Genomic DNA, 4130 nt, shown 5'->3' with positions numbered 1-4130 from the left:
ATTCCGAGCATGTCCGAGAAGATCGAGCAGATCGACCGCCTCTGCCAGGCAGCCCGCATCCTGCCGGTCATCACCATCGACCGCGAAGCGGACATCCTGCCGCTGGCCGACGCCCTGGCCGAAGGTGGCCTGCGGACTCTGGAAATCACCCTGCGCACCGAACACGGCCTGACCGCCATCCGCACCCTGCGCGAGCAACGCCCCGAGCTGTGCATCGGCGCCGGTACCGTGCTCGATGAGCGCATGCTGGCCGCCGCCGAAGCCGCCGGCTCGCAATTCATCGTCACCCCCGGCAGCACCGCCAGCCTGCTGCAGTCCGGCGTAAGCAGCCCGGTCCCCCTGCTGCCAGGGGTCGGCAGCGCCTCGGAAATCATGCTCGGCTACGCCCTGGGCTATCGCCGCTTCAAACTGTTCCCGGCTGAAGTCTGCGGCGGCATCCCGGCGCTCAAATCCCTCGGTGGCCCCTTCGGCGACATTCGCTTCTGCCCCACCGGCGGCGTCAACTCGAAAAACGCCCCGGACTACCTGGCCCTGGCCAATGTCATGTGCGTGGGTGGCACCTGGATGATCAACCCCGAATGGGTGCGCCAGGGCGACTGGCAGCGCATTCGCCAGGCCAGTGCCGACGCCCTGAAACAGCTGGGCTGACGCCGAGCCGTTGCCTTGCCCACTGCTCGTCTGATACGGAAATTCCTCAGGAGACATGCCCCATGCTGCGTAGAACAAAAATCGTTGCCACCCTCGGCCCAGCCACCGAAACCCCCGAAGCCATCGAAGGCCTGGTCAAGGCCGGCGTCGACGTGGTGCGTCTGAACTTCTCCCACGGCAAAGCCGAAGAACACATCGCCCGCGCCAAACTGGTCCGCGAGACAGCTGCCCGGCACGGCCGCTTCGTCGCCGTCCTGGCCGACCTGCAAGGCCCGAAAATCCGCATCTCGCGCTTTGCCGAAGGCAAGGTCCTGCTGCAAAAAGGCCAGCGCTTCGACCTGGACGCCAGCCTGGACAAAAATGCCGGTGACGCCCAATGCGTCGGCATCGACTACGAAGCCCTGATCACCGACAGCCGCCCCGGCGACATCCTGCTGCTCGATGACGGGCGCGTCGTCCTGAAAGTCAACCGCGTCGAAGGCACCCGCCTGATCTGCGAAGTCCAGGTCGGAGGCCCCCTGTCCAACAACAAAGGCATCAACCGCCAGGGTGGTGGACTCTCGGCCGCCGCCTTGACCGACAAGGACCGCGCCGACATCCGCACCGCTGCCGAAATGCAGGTGGACTACCTGGCCGTCTCCTTCCCGCGCGATGCCGCCGACATGCAACTGGCGCGCAAACTCATGCAGGAAGCCGGTGGCGAAGCCGGCCTGATCGCCAAGATCGAACGCGCCGAAGCCGTGGCCGACACCGCCATCCTGGACAGCATCATCGAAGCCTCCGAAGGCGTCATGGTGGCCCGGGGCGACCTGGGCGTGGAAATTGGCGACGCCGAACTGGTCGCCGTCCAGAAACTGATCATCGACCGGGCCCGCACCCTCAACCGCGTGGTCATCACCGCCACCCAGATGATGGAAACCATGATCACCCAGTCGCTGCCCACCCGCGCCGAAGTCTTCGACGTGGCCAACGCCGTACTGGATGGCACCGACGCGGTCATGCTCTCGGCCGAAACCGCCGCCGGTGCCTACCCCATCGAAACCGTCGAAGCCATGGTCCGCATCATCATCGGTGCCGAAAAACACCCCTATGCGCAACGCTCCAAGCACCGCATCAACGACGTCTTCCACCGGATCGACGAAACCATCGCCATGTCGGCCATGTATGCCGCCAACCACCTGGACGGCGTCAAGGCCATCATCTGTCTGACCGAGACCGGCAGCACCCCCCGGCTGATGTCACGGGTCCGCTCACACCTGCCGATCTTCGCCTACTCCCACAACCTGCGCACCCAGAGCCGGGTCGCCCTGTACCGCGGCGTCAGCACCGTTCCCTTCGACTCCCGGGAACTGCCCAACGAGGCCGTCAACCAGAAAGCCGTGGACGAACTGCTGCGCCTGGGCATCGTCAGCGAAGGCGACTACGTCCTGATCACCAAGGGCGACACCGGTAACGCCCAGGGTGGCACCAACACCCTGCGCGTCGTCCGGGTCGGCGACGTCATCCACTGAGGAACCGAGCGGATATGAACCCCCAGGACCAGGCACGCCTGCAAGGCTCGGTCGAACGCATCCTCGAAGACTGGCCGTTGCGCACCGATGCGGCCCGCCCGGCCGCCTGGCCGCGCGACTTCGACATCCGCGCCGACTACGCCGAACAACAGGAACTGCTGGCCGACCCCCGCGACCCCGCTCGCGGCTAGGCCCCGGAGCATCCACCTCATCCACGCGCGGGCTCCCCGGCCACTGCCGGAGCCTGCGCGCAACCCCCTTACAGGAGACCCTGTCATGGCTGCAGCAAGCCGTCTCGACACGCTTTTCCCCACCCTTGAACAAATTCCCGAGCAATACCGCCTGGGCGAGCCCATCGAACAGCGCGACTACCTGATCGATGGCCAACTGCGTCGCTGGGACGGCCCGCTGGCTCCCGTGCGCAGCCCGATCTGCCTGAGCAGCGCCAACGGCACCGAACAAGTCATCCTGGGCAGCACCCCGCTGCTGGATGCCGACGCCGCGATGAGCGCCCTGGACGCCGCCGTCAACGCCTACGACAACGGCCAGGGCGCCTGGCCGACCATGCGCGTGGCCGAACGCATCGCCCACGTCGAAAGCTTCCTCGTCCGTATGCGCGAACAACGCGAGGCAGTCGTCAAGCTGTTGATGTGGGAAATCGGCAAAAACCTCAAGGACTCCGAAAAAGAGTTCGACCGCACCTGCGACTACATCGTCGACACCATCGAAGCGCTCAAAGCCATCGACCGCCGCTCCAGCCGCTTCGAACTCGAACAAGGCACCCTCGGCCAGATCCGCCGCGTCCCGCTGGGCGTTGCCCTCTGCATGGGCCCCTACAACTACCCGCTGAACGAAACCTTCACCACCCTGATTCCCGCCCTCATCATGGGCAACACCGTCGTCTTCAAGCCGGCCAAATTCGGCGTCCTGCTGATTCGGCCCCTGCTCGAAGCCTTCCGTGACAGCTTCCCGGCCGGCGTCATCAACGTCATCTACGGTCGCGGTCGCGAAACCGTCAGCGCCCTCATGGCCAGCGGCAAAATCGACGTCTTCGCCTTCATCGGCACCCACAAAGGCGCCAGCGACCTGAAAAAACTGCACCCGCGCCCACACCGCCTGCGTGCCGCCCTGGGCCTGGACGCCAAGAACCCTGGCATCGTCCTGCCCCAGGTCGACCTCGACAACGCCGTCAGCGAAGCCGTCACCGGCGCCCTGTCCTTCAACGGCCAGCGCTGCACCGCGCTGAAGATCCTCTTCGTCCACGAAGACGTGCTGCAACCGTTCCTCGACAAATTCAGCGCCAAGCTCGCCGCCCTCAAACCCGGCATGCCCTGGGAGCCCGGCGTCGCCCTGACCCCGCTGCCCGAACCCGGCAAGGTCGACTACCTCACCAACGTCCTCCAGGACGCCCTGGACAAAGGCGCCAGCATCATCAACCCGGACGGCGGCAGCCACCGCGAAACCTTCTTCTACCCGGCGCTGCTCAGCCCGGTCACTCCCCAGATGCGGATCTACAACGAAGAACAGTTCGGCCCGCTGGTCCCGGTCGTCCCGTTCCGTGACGTCCAGCAAGTGATCGACTACGTGCTGCAATCGGACTTCGGCCAACAGCTCAGCCTGTTCGGCAACGACCCGGCCACCATTGGTCGTCTCGTGGACACCTTCGCCAACCAGGTGGGCCGGATCAACATCAACACCCAGTGCCAGCGTGGCCCGGACAGCTACCCCTTCAACGGGCGCAAGAACTCGGCCGAAGGCACGCTCTCGGTACACGACGCGCTGCGTGTGTTCTCCATCCGCACCCTGGTGGCGACCAAGAACCAGGCGGACAACAAGGCGTTGATCAGCGACATCATCCATGACCGTCAGTCGGGGTTCTTGAGCACCGACTACCTCTTCTGAGGCAGCGGCCGGAGCGCCTGCCGCAGCGCTCCGGGCGTGGCGGAACCGGCGTTTCCTGAGAGGAACGCC

Annotated in this window: 4 protein-coding genes; all 4 read left to right on the top strand. The window is 65.5% G+C overall.

Annotation, left to right across the window (positions count from 1 at the left end):
* Positions 1–648: bifunctional 4-hydroxy-2-oxoglutarate aldolase/2-dehydro-3-deoxy-phosphogluconate aldolase (locus FHR87_RS18635; protein WP_246336111.1), on the top strand; the 648-nt coding region annotated here is incomplete at its 5' end.
* A 62-nt stretch (positions 649–710) separates the two neighbouring features.
* Complete coding sequence (gene pyk / locus FHR87_RS18630; protein ID WP_183168262.1) at positions 711–2159, top strand: pyruvate kinase; 1449 nt, start codon at positions 711–713, stop codon at positions 2157–2159.
* A gap of 14 nt (positions 2160–2173) precedes the next feature.
* On the top strand, positions 2174–2350 hold the full coding sequence (locus tag FHR87_RS18625) for a hypothetical protein (RefSeq protein ID WP_183168264.1): 177 nt from the start codon (positions 2174–2176) through the stop codon (positions 2348–2350).
* 85 nt (positions 2351–2435) lie between these two features.
* Positions 2436–4061 carry an NADP-dependent glyceraldehyde-3-phosphate dehydrogenase gene (locus FHR87_RS18620; protein WP_183168261.1) on the top strand — a complete coding sequence of 542 codons (1626 nt, stop codon included), beginning with the start codon at positions 2436–2438 and terminating at the stop codon, positions 4059–4061.
* Positions 4062–4130 lie beyond the last annotated feature (69 nt).

The organism is Azomonas macrocytogenes (assembly GCF_014191985.1).
In the GTDB taxonomy this organism is placed as follows: domain Bacteria; phylum Pseudomonadota; class Gammaproteobacteria; order Pseudomonadales; family Pseudomonadaceae; genus Azomonas; species Azomonas macrocytogenes.
Note: the sequence above shows the minus strand (reverse complement) of the source record. Positions and strands in the feature narration are given on the sequence as shown.

Excerpts from the sequence above, each read along its gene's own strand:
- pyk (WP_183168262.1), top strand. The coding sequence starts at position 711 with ATGCTGCGTAGAACAAAAATCGTTGCCACCCTCGGCCCAGCCACCGAA.
- FHR87_RS18625 (WP_183168264.1), top strand. The coding sequence starts at position 2,174 with ATGAACCCCCAGGACCAGGCACGCCTGCAAGGCTCGGTCGAACGCATC.
- FHR87_RS18620 (WP_183168261.1), top strand. The coding sequence starts at position 2,436 with ATGGCTGCAGCAAGCCGTCTCGACACGCTTTTCCCCACCCTTGAACAA.